The sequence below is a fragment of the Streptomyces roseoviridis genome (assembly GCF_039535235.1).
In the GTDB taxonomy this organism is placed as follows: domain Bacteria; phylum Actinomycetota; class Actinomycetes; order Streptomycetales; family Streptomycetaceae; genus Streptomyces; species Streptomyces roseoviridis.
In genome coordinates this window covers 4449630-4471126 of sequence record NZ_BAAAWU010000001.1, presented here as the reverse complement: position 1 = coordinate 4471126, position 21497 = coordinate 4449630, and the positions used below count along the sequence as shown (strand labels likewise).

Below are 21497 nucleotides of genomic sequence, written 5' to 3'. Positions count from 1 at the left end.
GCGCGGCCCGGGTCCGCCACCCGCTCACGCGGCGGCCCCGGAGTCCACGGGCTTCGGAGTTCGGAGTCGTACGGCCTCGGGCGCAGGGCACGGCCCCGGCGCAGGGCACGGCCATCAGCGCAGGGGCACGGCCCCGGGCGCAAGGGGCAACGCCCCGGACCGGCTCCCGTCCTCCGCCCGTACGTTCAGGCCCTGACCAGCTCCTTCTCGGCCGGCGTCCCCGCGGTGGCGGCGGCCGTCAGGCCCTCGCCCTCGACGTCCACGTTGGGCAGCACGCGGCCGAGCCACTTCGGCAGCCACCAGGCCCTGTGCCCCAGGAGGGCGAGCACCGCCGGGACGATCGCCATGCGGACCACGAAGGCGTCGAAGAGGACGGCGACCGCGAGGCCGAAGCCGATCATCTTCACCATCTGCTCGCTGGAGCCGATGAAGCCCGCGAAGACCGCGATCATGATCACCGCGGCGGCGGTGACCACCCGGGCGCCGTGCTTGAAGCCGGTGACGATCGCCTCGCCGGGGCGCGCCCCGTGGACGTACGCCTCGCGCATCCGGGTGACGAGGAAGACCTCGTAGTCCATCGCGAGGCCGAAGACGACGCCCACCATGAAGATCGGCATCATCGACATGATCGGGCCGGTCTGCTCGACCCCGAACAGGCTGCCCAGCCAGCCCCACTGGAAGACCGCGACGACCGCGCCGAGGGCGGCGACCACCGAGAGCAGGAAGCCGAGGGCCGCCTTCAGCGGGACCAGGACCGAGCGGAAGACCACCATCAGGAGCAGGAAGGCCAGTCCGACGACGAGCGCCAGGTAGGGCAGCAGGGCGTCGTTCATCTTCTGCGAGAAGTCGATGTTCATCGCGGTGGCGCCGGTGACCAGGACGTCGTCGCCGGTCGCACCGCGGATGTCGTGGACGAGCTCCTCGGTCCGCACGGACGACGGGCGGTCCTCGGGGACGACCGTGATCATCGCGGTGTCGCCGGCCTTGTTCGGGGTGGGCGGGGTGACGTGCGCCCAGCCGTCCAGGCCCTTGATCGCGGTCACGGTCTTGTCGGCGGCGGCCTTGTCGCCGTCGACGACCACGAGCAGCGGGCCGTTGAAGCCCGGGCCGAAGCCGTCGGAGAGCAGGTCGTAGGCGCGGCGCTCGGTGGCGGAGACGGGCTTCACGCCGTCGTCGGGCAGGCCCATCTCCAGGGAGGCGGCGGGCACGGCGATCGCGCCGAGGCCGAGGACGCCGACGAGCAGCACCATCAGCGGGCGGCGGAGCACGAAGCGGGCCCATCGGGTGCCGGCGTTGGCCTTCGCCTCGGTGGAGGCCGGGGCGGCGGCCCCGTTGGTGGCCGGGCCGGTGGCGTCGGCGGCGGCCTCGGCGGCCTTGCGCTGCTTGCGGCCGACGACCTTGTCGCCGGCGAAGCCGAGCAGGGCGGGTATGAGGGTGAGGGCGATCAGGACGGCGATCACGACCGTGCCGGCCGCTGCGAAGCCCATCTTGGTGAGCATCGGGATGTTCACGACGGCCAGGCCCACCAGGGCGATCACCACGGTCAGACCGGCGAAGACGACGGCGGAACCGGCGGTGCCGGCGGCGCGCCCGGCGGCCTCCTCCTTCTCTCGGCCCTCGGCGAGCTCCGCGCGGTAGCGGGAGACGATGAAGAGGGCGTAGTCGATGCCGACCGCGAGGCCGATCATCATCGCGAGGGTGGAGGTGGTGGAACCGAGGTCGAGGACGCTGGCGAGCGCCGTGATCGTCGAGACGCCGATGCCGACGCCGATGATCGCGGTGAGCAGCGGCAGTCCGGCGGCGACGAGCGAGCCGAAGGTGATGACGAGCACGATGCCCGCGACGATCACGCCGATGATCTCTCCGGCGCCGGTCTCCGGCATGCTCTGGAGCGCGTCGCCGCCGATCTCGACGGTGAGCCCCTGGCCCTGCGCGGCCTCGCCGGTCTCCCGCAGCGCCTGACGGGTCTCCTCGGTCAGCTCCATCGCGTTGACCTTGTAGGCGACGGAGACATAGGCGGTGGAGCCGTCGCGCGAGATGGTCTTGGCGGTGTACGGGTCGGTGACCTGGGCGATCTGGTCCGAGCCGGTCTTCAGCGCGGCGACGGTCTTGTCGACCTTGGCCTTGTTGGCGGGGTCCTGCATGCTCTGGCCGGCCGGGGCCTTGAAGACCACCCGGGCGGTGGCGCCGTCGGCGCTTCCGCCGGGGAAGCGCTCTTCGAGCAGGTCGAAGGCGCGCTGGGCCTCGGTGCCGGGTATGGAGAAGGAGCTGGAGGTCGCGGTGGGCGCGGTCGCGGCGCCGACGCCGGCGAGCGCGAGCAGCGCCACCCAGAGGAGGGCGACGAGCCGTCGGCGCCGGAAGGCGGAGCGACCCAGCTTGTAGAGGAACGTGGCCACGGGGGCGTACTCCCGGTGTTGGTGGGACAGGGCATGGGGAGCCGGCCCGACGGCGTGAGCGGTGCGCAGCGTCAGGTGGTGCGGGATGTGCGGGTGGTGCGGGTGGTGCGGGTGGTGCGGGGACTGGCCGGTCAGACGCCGAGTGAGGGGAGCACGACGGCGTCGACGTAGGCGTGGAGGAACGTGGTGTCCACCGGCTGGTCGTCGATCAGCGGGCGGGCGATGAACGCTCCGATCAGCATGTGGGGCACGAGTTTCAGCGCCGGGTTCCCGGCGTCGACCTCGCCCCGCCGGACGGCTCGGTCCAGCACTTCGTCGAGGCCGGTCATCTCGGGTTCGATGAGCAGCTCGCGCAGCGCCTGGAGCAGTTCGGGGTTGTCGTGGACGGCATGGACCAGGCCCCGCATCAGCGCGGAGTCCTTCTCCATCTGGCAGTCGTCGGTGCGCTCCAGCATGACCCGGAAGTCGCCGCGCAGGGTGCCGGTGTCGATCTCCGCGAGCGAGACCGGCTTGTTGTGGCGCAGGGCCCTGGCGACGAGCTCGGGCTTGCTCCCCCACTGGCGGTAGAGGGTGGCCTTGCTGGACCGGGTGCGGGCGGCGACGGCATCCATGGTGAGGGCGTCGTAGCCGACCTCACGGAGCAGGTCGAGCACGGCTTCGTACAGCTCGCCCTCCCGTTCGGGGGTGAGCCTGCTGCGGGCCATGCCCCGCCTCCTGTCCGACGTCGGCCAACGAACGAAACGGTTTCGTACACCACGACGATACCCGGGGCTCCAGCGAAACGAAACCGTTTCGTACGTGTCCTGGGCCACACCCCGCGGGACGGTGGTGCCTACACGGGACGTACGTACGAGTTGCCGCGGCCCCTTCGCGCGGAAAGCATGAGGAGGTGAGTGACGACCTCGCGTATCTGCGCTTCCCGCACCTCCACGGAGATCTGCTGTGCTTCGCGGCCGAGGACGACCTCTGGGTCTCCCCCCTCGTCCCCGAGGGCGGCCGGCCCGGCCGCGCCTGGCGGATCACCGCCGACCGGACCCGGGTCGGTCATCCGCGCTTCTCCCCCGACGGGAGACACATCGCGTACACGAGCTGGCGCAGCCTCGACCCGGAGATCCACCTCGCGCCCGTCGACGGCGGCCCCTCCCGGCGGCTCACCTACTGGGGCTCCCTCGACACCCGGGTCTGCGGCTGGTCGCCCCCCGGCGAGGACGGGCGGTCCGACATCCTCGCCGTCTCCTCCCACGGCCAGCCCTTCTCGTACTTCTCCTGGGCCTACACCGTGCCCACCGACGGCTCCCCCGGCGGACGGATGCCCTGGGGGCCGGTCCACGACATCGCCGTCGCCGACCTCGACGGGCAGCGCCGCACCCTGCTGCTCACCGGGACCCCGCCGCACGAACCCGCCTCCTGGAAGCGCTACCGGGGCGGCGCGATGGGCCGGCTGTGGCTGCACGGCGAACGGCTGCTGCCCGATCTCGAAGGCCATCTCGACACCCCCATGTTCGTCGCCGCGCCCGACGGCGAGGGCGGCCGGCGGATCGCCTTCCTCTCCGACCACGAGGGCATCGGCAACCTCTACTCCTGCCTGCCCGACGGCACCGACCTGCGCCGCCACACCGACCACGACGAGTTCTACGCCCGCAACGCCTCCAGCGACGGCCGGCGCGTGGTCTACCAGTGCGCCGGCGAGCTGTGGATCGTCGACGAACTCACCGCGGACTCCCGGCCCCGCCGCCTCGACGTGCGGCTCGGCGGGCCCCGCACCGGCCGCCGCCCCTACCAGGTGCCCGCCTCCCACCACGTGGACGCCCTCTCCGTCGACGAGACGGGACGGGCCAGCGCCGTCTCGGTGCGCGGCAGCCTCTACTGGCTCACCCACCGCGACGGCCCCGCCCGCACCATCGCCGACACCCCCGGCGTCCGCGTCCGGCTCCCCGAGATGCTGGGCAGCGGCGGCCAGGTCGCCTACGTGACCGACGCGGAGGGCGAGGACGCCATCGAGATCGCCTCCCTGCCCCGGGCCACCGGCCACCGCCCGCCCCGCCGGCTCGCCTCCGGCGCCCTGGGCCGGGTCGAGGAACTGGTCTCCGACCCCGACGGCGACCGCCTCGCCATCGCCTCCAGCGACGGCCGCCTGCTCCTGATCGACCTGTCCGAGGACATGACGACCCCCACGTCCACGGACATGGACGCGGCCACGGCCACGGACACGGACACGGCGGAGCCGGAGCGCACCTCCGGGGCGAAGGGCGCCTCCGGGGCCGGGACAGCCTCCGCGGCGGAGGGCGTCTCCGGGCCCGAGGGCACCTCCCGGGCGGAAGCCACCGCAGGACCCGAGGGCACCGCCGGGGCCGAGGGCACCGCCGGGGCCGAGGGCGCCTCCGGGACCGGCGGCACTCCCGCAGCCGTGGCCGCTTCCGGGGACCCGGCCGCCTCCCGGCCCGAGGGTGCCTCCCGCGCCCCCGGTACCGGCGGCGCCGGTGACGGCGTCGTGACGGAGCTGATCCGCTCGGTCAACGGGCCCGTCCGCGACCTCGCGTTCTCCCCCGACGGCGCCTGGCTGACCTGGTCCCACCCGGGCATCGGCCGCTCCCTGCGCTCTATCAAGATGGCCCGCATCTCCGGCCCCGGCGCCCCCACCATCGTGGACGTCACCAACGGCCGCTTCGAGGACGAGAGTCCGGTCTTCACCCGTGACGGCCGCTATCTCGCCTTCCTCTCCTGGCGCGGCTTCGACCCGGTGTACGACGTGCACACCGGCGACCTGTCCTTCCCGCTGGGCTGCCGCCCCTATCTCGTACCGCTCTCCTCCGCGACCCCCTCTCCCTTCGCGCTGCTTCCCGACGGGCGGCCCGCCGCCGGCGGCATGGACCCCGCCGACGACGAGGCGGGCGCCGGCGACGGCACCGTGACCGTCGAGATCGAGGGCCTCGCCGACCGGGTCACGCCCTTCCCCGTGACCGCCTCCAAGTACTCCGGACTGCAGCCGGTCGCCGGCGGCGGCCTCGTCTGGCTGCGCTGGCCGATCTCCGGCGCGCTCGGCGAGACCTTCGCCAACCCCTCCGACCCCTCGCCCCGGCCCACCCTGGAGCACTACAGCATCACCAGAGCCCGCAAGACCGAACTCGTCGACCACCTCGACTGGTTCGCGGTCAGCGGCGACGGCTCCCGGCTGGTCGTCGTCGACGAGGGCGAGCTGCGGGCGGTCCCCGCCACCGAGTCCGGCGACGGCGACAGCACCGTCTACCTGGACCTGCGGCGCATCGTGCACGAGGTCGACCCGGCCGCCGAGTGGCGGCAGGCCTTCGACGAGGCCGGCCGGATCGTCCGCGCCTACTTCTGGGAACCGGACATGGGCGGGGTCGACTGGACGGCCGTCCTCGACCAGTACCGGCCCCTGGTCGAACGGGTCGCCTCACCCGACGAGTTCGCCGACCTGCTGCGCGAGGTCATGGGCGAGCTGGGCACCTCACACGCCTACGTCACCCCCGCCCGCCGCAACGAGGGTCCCCCGCACTACCAGCGCCCCCAGGGCCTGCTCGGCGCCAACTTCGTGCCCCGCGACGGCCGGTGGGTGGTCAAGCGGATCCTGCCCGGCGACTCCTCCGACTCCAAGGCCCGCTCGCCGCTCGCCGGCACCGGCATCCGGGAGGGCGCCGTCCTCACCCATGTCGACGGCCGTCCCGTCGACCCCGTGGCCGGTCCCTATCCCCTCCTCGCCGGCACCGGCGGCACCACCGTCGAGCTCACCTTCGGCCCCGCCGAGGGCGAGGGCCCCGCCCGCCGGGTCGCCGTCGTGCCGCTGGTCGACGAACGCCCCCTGCGCTACCAGGACTGGGTCACCAAGCGCCGCGCCGTCGTCCGGGAGGTCAGCGGCGGACGCTGCGGCTATCTCCACATCCCCGACATGGGCGGCTCCGGCTGGGCCCAGTTCAACCGCGACCTGCGCATGGAGGTCTCCCGGCCGGCCCTGATCGTGGACGTCCGCGGCAACGCGGGCGGCCACATCAGCGAGCTGGTCATAGAGAAGCTCACCCGCAAGATCCTCGGCTGGGACCTCACCCGCAACGCCCAGCCCGTCAGCTACACCTCCAACGCTCCGCGCGGCCCCGTCGTCGCCCTCGCCGACGAGGCCACCTCCTCCGACGGCGACATGATCACCGCCGCCTTCAAACTGCTCCGCCTGGGCCCCGTCGTCGGCCAGCGCACCTGGGGCGGAGTCGTCGGCATGACGGGCCGCCACCGGCTCGGCGACGGCACTCAGATCACCGTCCCGATGAACGCCGCCTGGTTCCCCGAATACGGCTGGTCCATCGAGAACCACGGCGTGGCACCGGACCTCGAAATCCTGCGCACCCCCCTCGACTGGGCCGAGGGCCGGCACGCCCAGCTCGACGACGCCGTCCACGTGGCCCTCGCCCTGCTGGAGGAGAACCCGCCCGCGAGCCCTCCCGGCTACGAGTCGGTGCCGGACCGCTCCCGGCCGAAGCTGCCGCCCAGGTCCAACTCGTAGGCGGTGCCGGGCTGGCCCTCCAGCGTCACGCTGCCGACCGCACCGAAGCCGACCCGGGCCAGCACGGCCCGGGACGGCCCGTTGTCGAGCGCCGCGAAGGCGGTCAGCCGGCGCAGCCCGTACTCCTCCACCGCCCGCCGGCACACCTCGCGCACGCCCTCGGTGGCGAGCCCGCGCCCGGTGGCCTTCTCGGCGAGCCGGTAGCCGAGCTCGGCGGTCCCGGCCGCCTCGTCGACCTCGACCAGGTTGACCCGGCCGAGTATCTCCCCCTCCTCCCCGACCAGGACGTGGAAATGGATCTCACCCGCCTCCTGCGCCGCCAGCAACTCCTCGAGGCGGGCGTCGAATTCGGAGAAGAACGCATCCCCGCGGTCGGGCACGAAGGCGGCGAAGAAGGCCCGGTTCTCCCGCTCGAAGGCGAGCAGGGCGGGCGCGTGATCGGATCGCAGTCGCTCGATGACGAGCTCGGTAACGGCCATGGGGATCACGGTACGTAACTTCCCCGTTCCATGTCGCCGGTTATCCACAGCCGGCCCGCCTGTGGAAAAGCCGCGCGCCCCGCAGGTGCGGCGGACAGCGCGAAGGCGCACCCGGCGTCCCGGGTGCGCCTTCCCTGCAGAACAGGCGTCAGGCCTCGTGGGCCTGGCTCAGGCCTGGTACTCCCGGCCCTGGCGGTCCTGGTCCTCCCGCTGGGCCCGGTCCCGCTTCTCCTGGAGACGGTCCTTGGCCTGGGAGGCGCGCTCGGACGCCTCGTCCTTGGCGCTGCGCGCCTTGTCCTTGGCCTGCTGCGCCTTGTTCTGCATCTCGTCCTTGATGCTCATGAAGATTCACTCCTAGACGGGTGTGAGGGGAGCGGGGCGGTGGTTCGCCCCGCGGCCTCGACCAGACTGACACGCCAGGACACTCTGCGCATTTCGATCAGATACGGACAGTCACCGCGGGGCGGTCCGCTCCTGTTCGTCGGCCGCCCCGCCCGCCCCCACGAGCCCCTTGGAGACGGACGCGAGGCGCGGCTCGAAGCGCCTCATCTCGCGCTGTCCGACGGCGGCGATGATCCCCGGCAGATAGCCGCGCGTGGACTGCATGCCGCGCAGCCACCACTGGGCGTACACGTGGGCGGAGCGCCGTTCGATGCCCGCGACGATCCGGTCGACGGCCGGACCCAGCGGATACGTGCGGTTGGACGGCCACGGCAGCCGGGAGCGCAGCTCGCGCATCACGTCGTCCTGGTCCGCGCCCCGCACCATGTCGGTGTCGGTCCAGGAGAGGTAGCCGACGCCGACCTTCACGCCCTTGTACGCGACCTCGGCGCGCAGGCTGTGCGCGAAGGCCTCCACGCCGGACTTGGAGGCGCAGTACGCCGTCATCATCGGCGCGGGGGTGATCGCGGCGAGCGAGGCGATCTGCAGGAAGTACCCGCGGGACTCCATGAGGACGGGCAGGAACGCCCGGGCCGTCACGGCGCCGCCGATCAGGTTGACCTCGATGACCCGCCGCCAGGAGACCGGGTCGGAGTCCACGAACGGACCACCGGCCGCGACACCGGCGTTGGCGACCACGATGTCGACCTTGCCGAACCGTTCCTTGACCTCGGCCGCGACCCTGGCCATGGCCTCGTGGTCGGTGACGTCGGCGTGCCACCAGTCGGCCTCGGTGTGCAGCCGGCCGGCGACCTCCTTCAGGAGCTCCGGCTCCAGGCCGACGAGCGCGATCTTCGCGCCGCGCGCGGAGAGTTTGCGGGCGAGGAGTTCGCCGACCCCGCGGGCTCCTCCGGTGACGACCGCCACCTGTCCTTCCAGGCTCACCCTGCTCATGCCCCTGCCTCCTCCTTCTCCTCGGCGTTGTCCCCGGCGCCCAGGTAGGTGAGCGTCAGTTCGCGGATCTGCGCCGTGACGGCCTCGGGGGCCTCCACCGGCGTCATGTGCCCCATGCCGGCCAGTTCGACCAGCCCGGTGCAGTGCGGCAGGGCGGCCGCCAGCGCGCGGGAGTGCCGGGGCGGCGTCAGCCGGTCGGCTGTGCCCACGAGAACCGCCACGGGCATCCGCAGCTCCCGTACGTCCGCCTCGACGTCGAGTCCGGCGAGGACCCGCGACCAGCCGTGCCGGACCGCGCGCGGGCAGGCGTGGACGATCCGGGCACACGCGTCGACCCGGTCGGGCGCCGAACCGGGCCCCATCGTCGCGTACTTGAGGATCCTCTTCGACAGGGGCGTGACCGGGCCCAGCGGCGCCTTCGACCCGAGGATCGAGCGGGTCAGCCGGGTCCGCACCCGGCCGGGGCCCAGCGGTACGACGAGGGCCTCGGCCGTGAGCCGCGAGGGCCCGGTCGAGCAGAGCAGGCCCGCGGCGGCGTGCTGCCGGACCAGCGGGCGCCGGGCCGCGGCCATGATCGTCATGCCGCCCATGGAGTGTCCGGCGAGCACCGCCCGCTCGCCGGGGCCGAGGACGGCCGCCAGCACGGCCTCCAGGTCGTCCGCGAGCGCCTCCGCGGAGTATCCGGCCGCCCGGTCCAGCGGCTCGGGCGAACCGCCGTGCCCGCGCTGGTCGTAGGCGATGACCCGGTGGTCGACGGCGAGGGCCCGTATCTGCGCGTCCCAGAAGCGGATGGAGCAGGTCCAGCCATGGGCGAGGACGACCGCGGGGGCGCCCTCGGGGCCGTACACCTCGACCCGTATCCGGGAGCCGTCGGCGGAGGTGACGGTCAGCTCGCGCGGGCTCACTGGACCGCCTCCTTCTCGCGGACGGAGGCGGACGCCGAGGAGGCGTCGCGGCCGCCGGTCGCGCCGACATCCTGTGCCTGCGGCTTCGCGGGGGCGCGCAGCACCTCGTACTCGGACAGGTCCACGGCCCGCGTCTGGCGCCGGAACTCCGCGGTGGTGCCCGGCCACAGGGTGGTGTTGCGGCCGTTGGCGTCGAGGTACCAGCTCTCGCAGCCGCCCGCCTTCCACACGGTCCGCTCCATCCGGGACTGCACGCGGCGGTTCCAGGCGCCGACGGCGGAGGGCCGGGCGGCGAGGGCGGCGCGCCCGCCGAGGACATCGAGCTGGCGCAGGTAGTCGGCCATGTAGTTCAGCTGGGACTCGATCATCAGGATCATCGAGGAGTTCCCGAGGCCGGTGTTGGGGCCGATGATCGTCATCCAGTTGGGGAAGCCGGCGGCGGTCGCGCCGCGCAGCGCCTCCATGCCGTCCTTCCAGTGCTCGGCGAGGGAGCGGCCGTCCGCGCCGATGACCCGCGGGGCGATCGGCATGTCGGTGACGTGGAAACCGGTGCCGAAGATGATCGCGTCGACCTCGGTCTCGGTCCCGTCGGCGGCGACCACGACGTTCCCCCGGACCTCCTTCAGACCGGAGGCGACGACGTCGACGTTGGGCTGGGCGAGCGCCGGATAGTACGCGTTGGAGAGCAGGATCCGCTTGCAGCCGAGGCGGTACGAGGGGGTCAGCCGGGCCCGCAGCGCCGGGTCCTTGATCGACCGGGCGATGTTGGCCTTCGCGAGCCGCTCGACCAGGCCGAGCTCGTTGGGCCGCTTGGTGAAGGCGCTGACCTGGAGCTCCCGGATGCCCCACAGGATGCCGCGGCGGGCGGTCGCGGTGAACGGCAGCTGCCGGTGCAGCCAGCGCTCGGGGCCGCTGATGGCCCGGTCCACGCGGGGCATGACCCACGGGGGCGTGCGCTGGAGGAGGGTGAGCCGACCGACCTTCGGCTGGATGGACGGGACGATCTGAATGGCGGAAGCGCCGGTTCCGATCATGGCGACGCGCTTGCCGGTGAGGTCGTAGTCGTGGTCCCAGCGGGCGGAGTGGAAGACCTTGCCGGGGAAGTCGGCGAGCCCGGGGATGTCGGGGATCTTGGGGTCGGAGAGCGGCCCGGTGGCGGAGACGACGACGTCGGCGGAGAAGGAGCCGCCACTCGTCTCGATCTCCCAGCGCAGCTCGTCCCCGTTCCACGCCATCTTCGTGACCTCGTGGTTCAGCCGCAGGTGCGGCCGGATCCCGAAGGTGTCGGTGACGTGCTCCAGGTACGCGCGGATGTGCTGCTGGCCGGAGAAGGTGCGGGGCCAGTCCGGGTTGGGCGCGAAGGAGAAGGAGTAGAGGTGGGAGGGGACGTCGCAGGCGCAGCCGGGGTAGCTGTTGTCCCGCCAGGTGCCGCCCACGGAGTCGGCCCTCTCCAGGACGACGAAGTCGGTGATCCCCTCGCGGCGCAGCCGGACGGCGGCTCCCAGTCCGCCGAATCCCGATCCGATCACCGCCACCCGTACGTGCTCGTGCTTCGCCATGCCGCCTCCCGTGCGCCCGGCCAAGATTACGCCAGCAATCACTGGCACAATCGGGACTGTAGAGCAGCGGCATACCGAGCGGTAGGGGTGGAGCCAGGGAAAGTTACCGGCGGTACAACATAGGCTGGCGGGCGTGGCAGAACGATCAGGGGAACAGGCGGACACGGCCGGGACGCCCGGGGCGGCGGGGGCGGACGCGACGCCGGGGCCCGGCACCGAAGCCGCGCCGGCACCGGGCTCCGGGGCGGGCGCCGGGGCGCAGGGCGAGAGCGGAAGCGCCCCGCGCGAGTACCGCATGGCCGACCTGGCCGCCGCGGCCGGCATCACCGTGCGCACCCTGCGCTTCTACCGTGAGCGCGGTCTGATCCCCCCGCCCCGCCGCGAGGGCCGCATCGCCTGGTACGACGACCGCCACCTGGCTCGCCTGCGCACCATCGCCGCCCTGCTGGAGCGCGGTCACACCCTGAACGGCATCGCCGACCTCACCACCGCCTTCGAGTCCGGTCGCAACGTCGGCGAGGTCCTCGAACTCGGCACGCCCACCGAAGAGGAACCGGTCCGCCTCACCCCGGAGGAGCTCGCCGACCACTTCGCCGGCGAGGTCACCCCGGAGAACCTCGCCGCCGCCCTCGACCTCGGCTACCTCGCCACCGACGGGGAGGACATCGTCCACGTCAGCCGCCGCCTCCTCGACGTCTCCTCCGCCCTCGTCCGCGAGGGCGTCCCGCTCGCCGCCGTCCTGGAGGCGGGCGGACGGGTCCGCGAGCACGCCGAGGCGCTCGCCGAGCTCTTCACCGACCTCCTCGGCACGTACGCCGGCCGGGAGGACATCCAGCGGCTGCGCCCGCTGGCCAAGAGCGTCGTGGAGGCGGAACTCTCCCTCGCCCTGGACCGGCGGCTGCGCGAGAGCCAGTGACACGCCGCCCGGCACGGGCGGCCGGCTCGCGCCCTGCGGCTGCGGGCGCGGCGGTGAGGCGCGCGGACGACGGCCGGGCGCGGCGGTGAGGCGCGCGGACCGACGGCCGGGCGCGGTCGGGGCGCCGGGCGCCGGTCCGGGGGCCGGGCGACGGGCGGGAATCCGGGGGCCGGTCAGGGCGCCGGTCCGGGGGCCGGGGCCAGTCGGGAATCCGGGGGCCGGTCAGGGCGCCGGGCGCCGGCCCGGGATGCGGCGGCGATGCCGCCACTGCCCGGGCTGGGCGCCGCCGCCGGTGCGAGCGCCGGCGGGCGAGGTGGCTACAGCCCGGGGCCGAGCGCGTAGACGGCGGTCACGGGCGCGTGGTCGCTCCAGCGTTCGCCATGGGTGGCGGCCCGCTCGACGTACGCCTTGAGGGCCCGGCCCGCGAGGCCGGGCGTGGCGATCTGGTAGTCGATGCGCCAGCCGCTGTCGTTGTCGAAGGCGCGGCCGCGGTAGGACCACCAGGAGTACGGGCCGTCCTGGTCGGGGTGGAGGGCGCGGACGACGTCGACGTAGCCGCCGTCGCCCTCGGCGAGGACGCGGCTCAGCCACGCCCGCTCCTCCGGGAGGAAGCCGGCGTTCTTCTGGTTGGCGCGCCAGTTCTTGAGGTCGGCCTCGCGGTGGGCGATGTTCCAGTCGCCGCAGACGACGACCTCGCGGCCGTCGGCTGCGGCCCGCTCCTTGAGCTCCTTCAGGTAGGGCAGGAAGGCGTCCATGAAGCGGACCTTCTCGTCCTGCCGCTCGGTGCCGACCTCGCCGGAGGGCAGGTAGAGGCTGGCGACGGTGACGCCGGGCAGGTCGGCCTCGATGTAGCGGCCGCTGCCGTCGAACTCGGCCGAGCCGAAGCCGACGCGTAGGGCGTCGGGCTCGCGCCGCGTGTAGAGCGAGACGCCGGCGCGGCCCTTGGCGGCGGCGGGCGCGTGGGCGGTGAACCAGCCCTCGGGGGCACGGACGGCGTCCGGCAGCTGCGCCTCCTCGGCGCGTACCTCCTGGAGGCAGACCACGTCGGAGGTGGTCCCGGCCAGCCACTCCACGAAGCCCTTCTTGGCGGCGGCCCGGAGACCATTGACATTCACGGACGTCACAGTGAGCATCCCGGGAGAATACCGACACAGGCAATCGCACAGATGTACGATGCTCTGCATGGATATTCGCCCCATGCCCTTCGACGACCCCGATGCGGTCAAGCTCAACGACGCCGTCCAGCTCGAATACGCCGAGCGGTACGGGGACGAGGACGGCGATGGTGAGGGCGATCTCACACCCCTGGACGCCTCGATGTTCGTCCCGCCGCGGGGCCTCTACCTGATGGCGTACGACCCGCTGGGCCGCCCGGTCGCCACGGGCGGCTGGCGCACCCAGGACGCCAACGACGAAGGCTACTCCGACGGCGACGCCGAGCTGAAGCGGATGTACGTGGTGCCGGAGGCGCGCGGCCTGGGCCTGGCCCGCCGGATCCTGGCGGCCCTGGAGGCCGACGCCCGCGCCGCGGGGCGGGTGCGCATGGTCCTGGAGACGGGCACGGCCCAGCCGGAGGCCATCGGCCTCTACACCTCCTGCGGCTACGAGCCGTGCGCGAAGTTCGGCTACTACCGGGAGTACCCGAACAGCCGCTGCTACGCGAAGGCGCTCTGAGCCGCCGAGACCGCGGGGCGGGCCCCTGCGACCGCCGGGGCAACCGGACCGCCGGGCGGCCCTTGCGACCGCCGGGGCCACCGGGCGGTCGCGGGCCGCCTGACCGTCGGGCCGCCGGGGCCGCCTGACCGCCTGGCCCCGAAGTCACCGGACCACCGAGCCCTGGGGCCATCGCCCCGCCGGGCCCGACGGGGCCACCGGGCCACCGGGCCACCGGGCCACCGGGCCACCGGGCCACCGGGCCACGCGAGTGTCGCGTGACGCGGTCCTGACAAATTCCTCCCGTTCTGGCACGCTGCCTCACGCACGTCGATCCGCACCGTTCTCGTTCCCCCACCTGCCCCAGGCAGAAGGAGACCTGCGTGAGACGCCATCGCATCGCCACAGCCGTCCTGTTGTCCGTCGGCGCCCTGTTCGCCGGAGCGCTGACGACCACCGGGACGGCCCAGGCGGCCGGAGACACCGGCCACTCGTTCTCCGCCTCCGCCCAGCGCGAGGCCGCGAGCTTCTGGACCGCCGATCGCATGCGGTCGGCCACCCCCCTCGACCTGACGGCCGCCCCCGGCGCCGTGCGCCAGGTCGCCCGCTCGGCCACTCCGACGACGATCGCCCCGACCACCGCCACGGCCGCTTCGCCGTCCGCCGTCTCCCCCGCCGCCTTCCCGCAGGCGGGCGGCGCGTGGACGGGCGGCGGCGCGGTGGTGAAGACCTCGGGCCGCGTCTTCTTCACCTTCCAGGGCCGTACGGCCTCCTGCTCCGGCAACGCGGTCACCAGCCAGAACGCCAGCACGGTCATCACGGCCGGCCACTGCGTGAAGTACCAGGGCTCCTGGCACACCAACTGGGTCTTCGTCCCCGCGTACGACAACGGCAGCGCCCCCTACGGGCAGTGGACGGCGACGAAGACCCTGACGACCCCGCAGTGGGAGGCGAGCGAGGACATCAACTACGACGTCGGCGCCGCGGTCGTCGCCCCGCTGAACGGCCGGACCCTCACCTCGGTCACCGGCGCCCAGGGCATCCAGTTCAACGGCGGCTACAACAAGGCGATGTACGCCTTCGGTTTCCCGGCGGCCTCCCCGTACGACGGCTCGAAGCTCGTCTACTGCTCGGGGAACTCCTCCAAGGACTTCCTCTTCTCCCAGGACCACGGCCTCGCCTGCAACATGACGGGCGGCTCCAGCGGCGGCCCCTGGTTCACCTCCTTCAACGAGGCGACGGGCACGGGCCTCCAGGTCTCGGTGAACAGCTTCGGCTACACCTTCCTGCCCAACCGCATGTTCGGCCCGTACTTCGGCACGGACGCGCAGAACCTCTACAACAAGGCGCAGGCGTCCTGACGCTCTGACCGCCTGAGGACCGACCCTTCGCCGCCGCCCCTGAGCAGCCACCTGGGTCCCTCGCAAACGACGAGATCCCGCCCGATCTTGCGATCGGACGGGATCTCGTGTGTCTGTGGACCTGTGGGGATTTGAACCCCAGACCCCCTCGATGCGAACGAGGTGCGCTACCAGACTGCGCCACAGGCCCTTGCGACGTGTGAAACATTAGCATCCCCACCGGCGAAGTTGGAAATCCGTTCCTTCGCAGGTCAGCCGGGGGCCGTCGCGGGCCCCCGGCCGGGGTCACTCGTTGGCCGCGCGGGGGCGGTCGTCGTCCGCGTACTGGTCGAAGAGCGGGGTGCGGCCGTGGTCGCGGCGGGGGCGGGGCGGGGCGGTGCGCTGGCGGGGGGCCGGGGTGGGCGGCGGGGTCGGGTCGGCGGCCGTGGAGGAGCGGGCCGAGCTCCAGGTCTCCGGGTCCGTGATGTCGACGCCGCCCGAGGCGCGCGGGGCGACCGGGGCGGTGACGTACGTGGGGAGCGGGACCGGGACCGGCTCCCAGCTGTCGCCGCGGGCCGGACCGCGGTCGCGCTGCTGGTCCACCCACTCCGCGTGGTCCGTCTGCTCCACCAGAGCACGGCGGTCCGCCTCCTGCGGGGAGACGGCCGACGAGGGCGCCGGGGCCGGGGCGGCGGGCTCCGGTTCGGCGGCCGGGGCGGGGCGGCGGCTCTCGCGCAGCCGGGCCGCGGCGGCCTCGGCGTTGCGGCGGTCCATCACGTAGACGAAGCGCCGCCGCTCCTGCACGCGCAGGTAGACGATGTACGAGCTCAGGAGCACGGCCGGCACGGCCGGGGCCCACAGGAAGGCGAGCCCGCCGACGGCCGCGACGACGGCGCCGACGGTGAAGGCGAGGAAGAGGATGACGGTGGTGCGCCGGCGACGGGCGAGGACCTTGCCTCTGCGGGCCCGCTCGGCCGCGGCGCTGGAACCGCGTCGTACCGGGGCGGGCGCGGGTGCCGGGGCGGGCGCCGGTGCCGGTTCGGGGATCTCCAGGCGGGCTTCCGTCCTGGCCGCGGGCGCGCAGAAGTCCCGGACGTCGACCGAGCTCAGATGCTCCGTCTCCGCGTCCGGGTCCACGTCGGGCGCCGCGCCGTCCACCGCCCGGCCCCGGTCCCTGAGCTCCTTGGCGTAACGGCGCTCCATGCCCGCCCGTCCGGACAGCAGCCGGATGGCGGTGCTGAAGCGTTCCGTCGGACGGGCCTCGTTCAGCTCGTCCTGCCTGCGGAGCCACATCGGCACCAAGTAGGCGGCCCAGGCCCCGACGATGACTGCGTAGATGAGGCCGCTGCTGCTCACGCCTCACACGGTAGAGGGGTTCGGGTGAGGGCATCGGCCAATTGGACCGGTGTGTCGCACGATCTGGCTGATATCACTGAACTTTTTTGTGATTGTTCAGATCGATTGACGCCCAACTACCGAATAAATTCGAACACTTATTGGAATAAGCGGTCAGGTGGCGGGATGCTGGCGCCGCGCCTGGTGCCAGCGGCGCACCAGCCCCTCCGGCACCTCCTCCGCCGTCAGGGCGAAGACCAGATGGTCGCGCCAGGCACCGTCGATGTGGAGGTACCGGGGCCGCAGCCCCTCCTCCCGGAATCCCAATTTCTCCACGACCCGCCGCGAAGGGCCGTTCTCCGGGCGAATGCAGACTTCCATCCGGTGCAGGCCGACGTTACGGAAACAGTGGTCGACGGCGAGCGCGACGGCCGTCGGCATGACGCCCCGCCCCGCCACCTCGCTGTCCACCCAATACCCCACGTGGCCCGAGCACATCGACCCCCAGGTGATCCCCGCCACCGTCAACTGGCCGACCAGGCGCCCCTGGTACTCGATCACGAACGGCAGCATCCGGCCCGCGTTCGCCTCCGCCCGCAGATGGCGCACCATCTGACGGTACGTGGGGCGCTGCGCCACCGGTCCGCCGGGCGCGGGCGGCGGCACCGTCGCCTCCCACGGCCTCAGCCAGTCCCGGTTGCGCCGGTTCACCTCGCGCCAGGCCCGGTGGTCGCGCATCTTTATCGGGCGGAGCAGCACATCGCCGTCCACCAGGACCACGGGCCAGGACGGAATCATGACTCCGGGCCCGCTTCCGGCACGGGTCTGGGGTGATCACCGCCGCGGATCTGGTCGACGGCGTGGCGCAGCAGCGGCTCCAGGACCGCGAGCCCGTCGCGCACCCCGCCCGTCGAACCGGGCAGGTTCACGATCAGGGTGCCCCGCGCGACCCCGGCGAGACCGCGGGAGAGCGCCGCCGTGGGCACCTTCTCCCGGCCGTACGCGCGGATCGCCTCGGGAATGCCGGGGATCTCCCGGTCCAGGACGCGCCGGGTGACCTCGGGGGTCTCGTCGGTGGGCGAGATGCCCGTACCGCCGGTGGTGACGATCACGTCGTAACCCGCCGCGATCCCGGCCCGCAGCGCCGCCTCGACCGGTGCCCCGTCCGGGACGACCTGCGGGCCGTCCGCGGCGAAGCCCATGCGCCGCAGGGCCTCGGTGATGAGCGGGCCGCCCTTGTCCTCGTAGACGCCGGCCGCGGCCCGGTTGGAGGCGGTGACGACCAGGGCGCTGTAGGGGGCGAGCAGGCCGCCGCCGACGTCGTTGCCCAGTGCCGCCGGCGCGTGCTGCTCGGGCTCGTGCCCGCCGTGCCCGTGCCCGTCGTGCTCGTGGGCCCCGGCCACCTTGCCCGCGCGCGTCACGACGCGCTCCGCGTCCAGTGGCCGGACTTGCCTCCGGTCTTCTCCTCCACCCGTACGTCGGAGATGACCGCGCCCTTGTCGACCGCCTTCACCATGTCGACGACGGTCAGCGCCGCCACGGACACGGCCGTCAGGGCCTCCATCTCCACGCCGGTGCGGTCCGTGGTCTTCACCGTGGCCAGGATCTCCACCGCGTCGTCGGCGACCGTCAGGTCCAGCGTGACGCCCGAGACGGCCAGCGGGTGGCAGAGCGGGATGAGGTCCGGGGTCTTCTTCGCGCCCATGATCCCGGCGATGCGGGCGGTGGCGAGCGCGTCGCCCTTCGGCACGCCCTCGCCGCGCAGCAGCTCGATCACGCGCGGCGAGACCAGGACGCGTCCACTGGCCCGCGCGGTGCGGGCCGTGACGTCCTTGCCGGAGACGTCGACCATGCGGGCCGCCCCCGCCTCGTCGATGTGGGTGAGTCCTTGCTGCGTGCTCATGGCGGTGACACTCCCGGTCGCTGTGTGGGACGACACCGTACCCCCACCATGGCCCGCTCAGCCGAGGAGGACCACTTCGAGCTCCGTGCCGGGCTCCACCGCGGTCACCTCCTCCGGTACGACGAGCAGCGCGTCCGCGTGGGCGAGGGCCGCGATCAGGTGGGATCCGGAGCCGCCCACAGGGGTGACGGTGCCCGATTCGGCGTCGTACGTCCCGCGCAGGAACTGGCGCCGGCCCTCCGGCGAGGACAGCGGCCGGTCGGCCCCCAGCACGGCGCGGACCCGGGGCCGCCGGCTGTCGGGCCGGTCGGCCAGGCCCATCAGGGCGCGGATCGCGGGGCGCACGAAGAGCTCGAAGGACACATAGGAGGAGACCGGGTTGCCCGGCAGTGCCAGCAGCGGGATGTGGTCGGGGCCGATCATGCCGAAGCCCTGCGGCTTGCCCGGCTGCATCGCCAGCTTGCGGAAGTCGACCTCGCCGTCCGCCGTCAGCGCCTCCTTCACCACGTCGTACGCCCCCACGCTGACGCCGCCCGTGGTGACGATCAGGTCGGCGCGGATCAGCTGGTCGTCGATGGCCGCGCGCAGCGACTCGGCGTCGTCGGCGACGGCCGGGACCCGGTAGGCGAGGGCTCCGGCGTCGCGGGCGGCGGCGGCGAGGGCGAAGCTGTTGGAGTCGTAGATCCGGCCCTCGGTCAGCGGCTCGCCGGGCTGGGTGAGCTCGCTTCCGGTGGAGATCACGACCACCCGCGGGCGGGGACGCACCCGCACGGTGCCGCGGCCGATCGCCGCGAGCAGGCCGATCTGCGGCGGTCCGAGGAGCGTGCCGGCCGCCAGGGCCAGCTCGCCCGCGCTGACGTCGCTGCCCCGGGCGCGGACGTGGGCGCGGGCCTCGGCGGCGCGGTGGACGCGGACCTCACCGGCCGCGCCCTCGGGTGCCGCACTGGCCGGGCGCATGGCGCCGGCCGCGCCATCGCCCGTACCGCCGTCGGTCCATTCGACGGGGACGACGGCCTCGGCGCCGGGCGGCAGCGGGGCACCGGTCATGATGCGGGCGGCCTGGCCGGGGCCGACCTCGGGCAGTCCGCCGGCTCCCGCCGCCACGTCGCCGATCACGGTCAGGACGGCGGGGAACTCCTCGCTCGCCCCGGCCACGTCGGCGACCCGCACCGCGTATCCGTCCATGGAGCTGTTGTCGAAGGGCGGCAGGGCGACCGGCACCGTGACGTCCTCGACGAGGACGCATCCCTGGGCGTCGGGCAGCTGGAGCTCGATGGGTTCGAGCGGGGCGACCGCCGCCAGGATGTCGTCGAGGTGCTCGTCGACGGACCACAGGCCGCGGGCCGGGCCCGCGCAGGGGTCGCCGGGCCCCTCGCCGGAGTGGCCGTGGGCCGACGGTGCCGTACCGCTGCTGCTCAAGGTGCTACATCCCCTCGCTGACATAACTGCGGAGCCAGGTCCGGAAGTCCGGCCCCAGGTCTTCACGTTCGCACGCCAGTCTGACAATGGCACGCAGATAGTCGCCACGGTCTCCGGTGTCGTAGCGGCGGCCCTTGAAGACGACGCCGTGGACGGGTCCGCCGACCCGCTCGTCCTGGACGAGCTTCTGCAGGGCGTCGGTCAGCTGGATCTCGCCGCCGCGGCCGGGCCCGGTCTCCCGCAGTATGGCGAAGACGGCCGGGTCGAGGACGTAACGGCCGATGACGGCGAGGTTGCTGGGCGCCTCGGCCGGCTCCGGCTTCTCCACCAGGCCCGTCACCTTCACCACGTCCGACTCGGTGGTCGGGCCGACGGCGGCGCAGCCGTAGAGGTGGATCTGCGCGGGGTCGACCTCCATGAGCGCGATCACGCTGCCGCCGAACCGTTCACGCACCTCGACCATGCGGGCCAGCAGCGGGTCGCGCGGGTCGATCAGGTCGTCGCCGAGGAGGACGGCGAACGGCTGGTCGCCGACGTGCGGGGCGGCGCACAGCACCGCGTGGCCGAGGCCCCGGGGGGCGCCCTGGCGCACGTAGTGCATGGTGGCCAGGTCGTTGGACTCCCGGACCTTGGCGAGGCGTTCCTCGTCGCCCTTGCGGGCCAGCGCCTCCTCGAGCTCGTAGTTCCGGTCGAAGTGGTCCTCGAGCGGCCGCTTGTTGCGGCCGGTGATCATCAGGACGTCGGAGAGTCCGGCCGCGACGGCCTCCTCCACGACGTACTGGATCGCCGGCTTGTCCACGACCGGCAGCATCTCCTTCGGCGTCGCCTTCGTGGCCGGGAGAAACCGGGTGCCGAGGCCGGCGGCGGGGATGACAGCCTTGGTGAGGGACGGCGTCTGAGTCATGCGGAGCACCCTAGCCGTTCGGTATGGGAAGGAATACGGGGAAAGCGGTGGGATGGCCGGGATGCCCTCGGCTTCGCCCGTCTCCCGCGGTCTCCTCCGCTCTCGTACCGCTCCCGCCCGATCGCAGAGGAACCCGAGCCGCCGTGACTGCCCATGAGCGTGAGGAATCGTCAGAGAAGGCGCTGTTGCGCCGTGCCCTGCTGACCGCCCGTGCCGCGCTGACCGCCGAGGACACCGAGCGTGCCGCGGGGCTGCTCGCGGACCACGCTCTGGAGCTCGCCGAGCTGGCGGACGCGGGGACGGTGGCGGCGTACGTCTCGGTGGGGCGTGAGCCGGGCACGCGTGCGCTGCTCGACACGCTGCGCGCGCGGGGCGTACGGGTCCTGCTGCCGGTGCTGCTGCCGGACAACGACCTGGACTGGGCACCGTACGAGGGGGCCGGGTCGCTGGCCAGGGCGGGCCGGGGGCTGCTCGAACCGGTCGGAGCGCGGCTGGGGCCCGAGGCCGTCGTCGGGGCGGACGCGGTGCTGCTGCCGGGGCTCGCGGTCGACGGGCGCGGGATGCGTCTGGGCCGGGGCGGCGGCTCGTACGACCGGGTCCTCGCCCGGCTCTCCCGGGCGGGCGCCGATCCGGCGCTGGTGGTGCTCCTGTACGCGAACGAGGTGGTCCCGCGGGTCCCGGAGGAACCGCACGACCACCCCGTGCACGCGGTGGTGACCCCGGAGTGGGTCCGGCGCTTCGAGCGCTGAGAGCCGGCGCCGGCGCCCGGAGGGCAGGCGGCGAGGGCCTGCCCGGGGCCCGGCGCCGAGCGGCCTGCCGGGAGTCCGGCGCCGAGCGGCC

Annotated in this window: 19 protein-coding genes and 1 tRNA gene; 5 read left to right on the top strand and 15 right to left on the bottom strand. The window is 73.4% G+C overall.

All coding sequences use genetic code 11. The features are described from left to right. Positions 1–185: 185 nt before the first annotated feature. Both ABD954_RS20320 and ABD954_RS20315 read right to left on the bottom strand, forming a co-directional pair. Positions 186–2396 carry an MMPL family transporter gene (locus ABD954_RS20320; protein WP_345487529.1) on the bottom strand — a complete coding sequence of 737 codons (2211 nt, stop codon included), beginning with the start codon at positions 2394–2396 and terminating at the stop codon, positions 186–188. A gap of 131 nt (positions 2397–2527) precedes the next feature. Further along, a complete protein-coding gene (locus tag ABD954_RS20315) occupies positions 2528–3100 on the bottom strand; it encodes a TetR/AcrR family transcriptional regulator (protein ID WP_345487527.1) in 573 nt (190 codons plus the stop codon). 185 nt (positions 3101–3285) lie between these two features. On the opposite strand from ABD954_RS20315, the gene ABD954_RS20310 reads away from it, so the two are divergent. Then, the gene (locus ABD954_RS20310; RefSeq protein WP_345487525.1) at positions 3286–6909 is read left to right on the top strand and encodes a S41 family peptidase; all 3624 of its coding nucleotides are present in this window, start codon (positions 3286–3288) and stop codon (positions 6907–6909) included. Here the strand turns inward: ABD954_RS20310 and ABD954_RS20305 are convergent. From ABD954_RS20305 to ABD954_RS20285, 5 genes are all read right to left on the bottom strand, one after another. After that, entirely contained in the window at positions 6852–7388 is a 537-nt protein-coding gene (locus ABD954_RS20305; RefSeq protein WP_345487523.1) for a GNAT family N-acetyltransferase, read from the bottom strand. The two genes, ABD954_RS20310 and ABD954_RS20305, sit on opposite strands and share 58 nt — an antisense overlap. Positions 7389–7556: 168 nt before the next feature. Continuing rightward, a complete protein-coding gene (locus tag ABD954_RS20300) occupies positions 7557–7730 on the bottom strand; it encodes a hypothetical protein (RefSeq protein ID WP_345487521.1) in 174 nt (57 codons plus the stop codon). Between the two features lie 111 nt (positions 7731–7841). Next, complete coding sequence (locus ABD954_RS20295; RefSeq protein ID WP_345487519.1) at positions 7842–8723, bottom strand: SDR family oxidoreductase; 882 nt, start codon at positions 8721–8723, stop codon at positions 7842–7844. Further along, on the bottom strand, positions 8720–9628 hold the full coding sequence (locus ABD954_RS20290; RefSeq protein WP_345487517.1) for an alpha/beta fold hydrolase: 909 nt from the start codon (positions 9626–9628) through the stop codon (positions 8720–8722). The genes ABD954_RS20295 and ABD954_RS20290 overlap by 4 nt, the downstream gene beginning before the upstream one ends. Further along, positions 9625–11187, bottom strand: a complete 1563-nt coding sequence (locus ABD954_RS20285; protein ID WP_345487515.1) for a flavin-containing monooxygenase — start codon at positions 11185–11187, stop codon at positions 9625–9627. The genes ABD954_RS20290 and ABD954_RS20285 overlap by 4 nt, the downstream gene beginning before the upstream one ends. Before the next feature lie 295 nt (positions 11188–11482). Between ABD954_RS20285 and ABD954_RS20280 the strand changes: the two genes are divergently transcribed. Continuing rightward, positions 11483–12103, top strand: coding sequence for a MerR family transcriptional regulator (locus ABD954_RS20280; RefSeq protein WP_345492329.1), 621 nt, complete (start codon positions 11483–11485; stop codon positions 12101–12103). Positions 12104–12420: 317 nt separating this feature from the next. On the opposite strand, the gene ABD954_RS20275 is transcribed toward ABD954_RS20280, so the two are convergent. Next, positions 12421–13236 carry an exodeoxyribonuclease III gene (locus tag ABD954_RS20275; RefSeq protein WP_345487513.1) on the bottom strand — a complete coding sequence of 272 codons (816 nt, stop codon included), beginning with the start codon at positions 13234–13236 and terminating at the stop codon, positions 12421–12423. Positions 13237–13285: 49 nt separating this feature from the next. Here ABD954_RS20275 and ABD954_RS20270 point away from each other — a divergent pair, with 49 nt between their 5' ends. Continuing rightward, complete coding sequence (locus tag ABD954_RS20270; protein WP_345487511.1) at positions 13286–13777, top strand: GNAT family N-acetyltransferase; 492 nt, start codon at positions 13286–13288, stop codon at positions 13775–13777. Between the two features lie 362 nt (positions 13778–14139). Then, complete coding sequence (locus tag ABD954_RS20265; protein ID WP_345487509.1) at positions 14140–15117, top strand: trypsin-like serine peptidase; 978 nt, start codon at positions 14140–14142, stop codon at positions 15115–15117. Positions 15118–15233: 116 nt separating this feature from the next. Here ABD954_RS20265 and ABD954_RS20260 read toward each other — a convergent pair. The 7 genes from ABD954_RS20260 to galU all read right to left on the bottom strand — a co-directional run bounded on the left by ABD954_RS20260 (position 15234) and on the right by galU (position 20657). Further along, positions 15234–15307 (bottom strand) — tRNA-Ala (locus ABD954_RS20260). Between the two features lie 95 nt (positions 15308–15402). Then, the gene (gene sepX, locus ABD954_RS20255) at positions 15403–16452 is read right to left on the bottom strand and encodes a divisome protein SepX/GlpR (RefSeq protein ID WP_345487507.1); all 1050 of its coding nucleotides are present in this window, start codon (positions 16450–16452) and stop codon (positions 15403–15405) included. A gap of 153 nt (positions 16453–16605) precedes the next feature. Beyond that, complete coding sequence (locus ABD954_RS20250) at positions 16606–17229, bottom strand: GNAT family N-acetyltransferase (RefSeq protein ID WP_345487505.1); 624 nt, start codon at positions 17227–17229, stop codon at positions 16606–16608. Beyond that, positions 17226–17762, bottom strand: a complete 537-nt coding sequence (locus ABD954_RS20245) for a MogA/MoaB family molybdenum cofactor biosynthesis protein (RefSeq protein ID WP_345492327.1) — start codon at positions 17760–17762, stop codon at positions 17226–17228. The genes ABD954_RS20250 and ABD954_RS20245 overlap by 4 nt, the downstream gene beginning before the upstream one ends. Before the next feature lie 86 nt (positions 17763–17848). After that, positions 17849–18334, bottom strand: coding sequence for a cyclic pyranopterin monophosphate synthase MoaC (gene moaC, locus ABD954_RS20240; RefSeq protein ID WP_345487503.1), 486 nt, complete (start codon positions 18332–18334; stop codon positions 17849–17851). 57 nt (positions 18335–18391) lie between these two features. Continuing rightward, positions 18392–19777, bottom strand: coding sequence for a molybdotransferase-like divisome protein Glp (glp, locus tag ABD954_RS20235; RefSeq protein ID WP_425584043.1), 1386 nt, complete (start codon positions 19775–19777; stop codon positions 18392–18394). Beyond that, entirely contained in the window at positions 19758–20657 is a 900-nt protein-coding gene (gene galU / locus ABD954_RS20230) for a UTP--glucose-1-phosphate uridylyltransferase GalU (protein WP_345487501.1), read from the bottom strand. The genes glp and galU overlap by 20 nt, the downstream gene beginning before the upstream one ends. Before the next feature lie 143 nt (positions 20658–20800). On the opposite strand from galU, the gene ABD954_RS20225 reads away from it, so the two are divergent. Continuing rightward, positions 20801–21406 (top strand): 5-formyltetrahydrofolate cyclo-ligase, encoded by a 606-nt coding sequence (locus ABD954_RS20225; protein WP_345487499.1) that lies wholly within the window; start codon positions 20801–20803, stop codon positions 21404–21406. Positions 21407–21497: the final 91 nt, after the last annotated feature.

Excerpts from the sequence above, each read along its gene's own strand:
- ABD954_RS20280 (WP_345492329.1), top strand. The coding sequence starts at position 11,483 with ATGGCCGACCTGGCCGCCGCGGCCGGCATCACCGTGCGCACCCTGCGC.
- glp (WP_425584043.1), bottom strand. The coding sequence starts at position 19,777 with ATGTCAGCGAGGGGATGTAGCACCTTGAGCAGCAGCGGTACGGCACCG.
- ABD954_RS20300 (WP_345487521.1), bottom strand. The coding sequence starts at position 7,730 with ATGAGCATCAAGGACGAGATGCAGAACAAGGCGCAGCAGGCCAAGGAC.
- ABD954_RS20305 (WP_345487523.1), bottom strand. The coding sequence starts at position 7,388 with ATGGCCGTTACCGAGCTCGTCATCGAGCGACTGCGATCCGATCACGCG.
- ABD954_RS20285 (WP_345487515.1), bottom strand. The coding sequence starts at position 11,187 with ATGGCGAAGCACGAGCACGTACGGGTGGCGGTGATCGGATCGGGATTC.
- ABD954_RS20315 (WP_345487527.1), bottom strand. The coding sequence starts at position 3,100 with ATGGCCCGCAGCAGGCTCACCCCCGAACGGGAGGGCGAGCTGTACGAA.
- galU (WP_345487501.1), bottom strand. The coding sequence starts at position 20,657 with ATGACTCAGACGCCGTCCCTCACCAAGGCTGTCATCCCCGCCGCCGGC.
- ABD954_RS20295 (WP_345487519.1), bottom strand. The coding sequence starts at position 8,723 with ATGAGCAGGGTGAGCCTGGAAGGACAGGTGGCGGTCGTCACCGGAGGA.
- ABD954_RS20250 (WP_345487505.1), bottom strand. The coding sequence starts at position 17,229 with ATGATTCCGTCCTGGCCCGTGGTCCTGGTGGACGGCGATGTGCTGCTC.
- ABD954_RS20270 (WP_345487511.1), top strand. The coding sequence starts at position 13,286 with ATGGATATTCGCCCCATGCCCTTCGACGACCCCGATGCGGTCAAGCTC.
- ABD954_RS20275 (WP_345487513.1), bottom strand. The coding sequence starts at position 13,236 with ATGCTCACTGTGACGTCCGTGAATGTCAATGGTCTCCGGGCCGCCGCC.
- moaC (WP_345487503.1), bottom strand. The coding sequence starts at position 18,334 with ATGAGCACGCAGCAAGGACTCACCCACATCGACGAGGCGGGGGCGGCC.